This is a genomic window from Streptomyces sp. 13-12-16 (assembly GCF_002114215.1).
In the GTDB taxonomy this organism is placed as follows: domain Bacteria; phylum Actinomycetota; class Actinomycetes; order Streptomycetales; family Streptomycetaceae; genus Streptomyces.
This window is the reverse complement of sequence record NZ_NCTE01001240.1, coordinates 2845-3879: the sequence shown is the minus strand read 5'-3', so window position 1 is coordinate 3879 and position 1035 is coordinate 2845. Positions and strand designations below refer to the sequence as shown.

Below are 1035 nucleotides of genomic sequence, written 5' to 3'. Positions count from 1 at the left end.
GTCCGCAGCCGGCCCGCACCAGGTCGCCGAGGGTGAGGCCGTAGCGGGAGCGGAAGGTCTCGCCGGGGCTCTGCCCGTGGTCGGAGAGGACGACGATCCGGTAGGGGCGGGGGGCGTGCTCGGCGACGTTCTCGATCAGGGCGAGGGCGCGGTCGAGGCGCTGGAGGACCTTGTCGGTGTCCCGGCTCGTGGGCCCGGAGTGGTGGGCGACCTCGTCGTAGGCGACCAGGTCGGCGTAGACGGCGGTGCGGCCGGCCAGCAGGTCGCCCGTCACGGCGGCGACGACGACGTCCCGTTCGACGACGGTCGCGAAGGCCCGTACGAACGGATAGAGCCCGCCGCGCGAGACGCGCGGGCGCTGCTCCCGCAGCCGGGCCCGGGTGGACTGGCCGATCTCCCGGCCCACCTCGGCGACGAAGGACAGCGCGGTGCGCACGGCGTTGGCGGGGTCGGAGAAATAGGCGAAGTAGCCCGCGCGGGAGCGGGCCGCCGGGCCGCGGCGGCGGGTGGCGATGGAGAGCACCAGGGCCTGTTCGTCGGCGCCGCCGCTGAAGAGGTTGCCGCGGCTGGCGCCGTCGGTGGCGAGCAGTCCCGCGTGGCCGGAGTACTCGATGGCGCGGGCCTGGAGTTCGGCGGCGCTGGTGGGCCGGTTGCAGACCATGACCTCGCGGCGGGCCTTCTCGTACCAGCGGAAGGCGGGGACGTCGTGGTTGCTGCCGTGCAGGATGCCGAGCTGGCTGGCGCCGGTCTGGCTGGACCAGTCGGTGCGCCAGGGGGTGAGGCGGTGGGAGGGGCGGTCGCCGCCGGTGCCGGTGCCCAGCCAGCGGGCGACGGTGGGCATGAGTCCCTTGTCGACGGCGGCCAGCAGCACGTCGTGGCCGACGCCGTCGAGCTGCAGGAACACGGTGCCGGGGGTGGCGGGGCAGGGCGGGGCGGAGCCCCGTCTGCGGTCGGCGAGGCGGTAGAGGCGGCGGCGGTAGGCGTCGTCGTCGCGCACGGCCAGGGCGGCGCCGGTGGCGGAGGCGACGGCGGACA

The 1035-nt window shown here is 75.8% G+C and carries 1 protein-coding gene; it reads right to left on the bottom strand.

Going from position 1 to position 1035, the window contains the following annotated elements:
• The coding region (locus B7767_RS38620; protein ID WP_179167478.1) for an alkaline phosphatase family protein at positions 1–1035 on the bottom strand (1035 nt) is incomplete at both ends.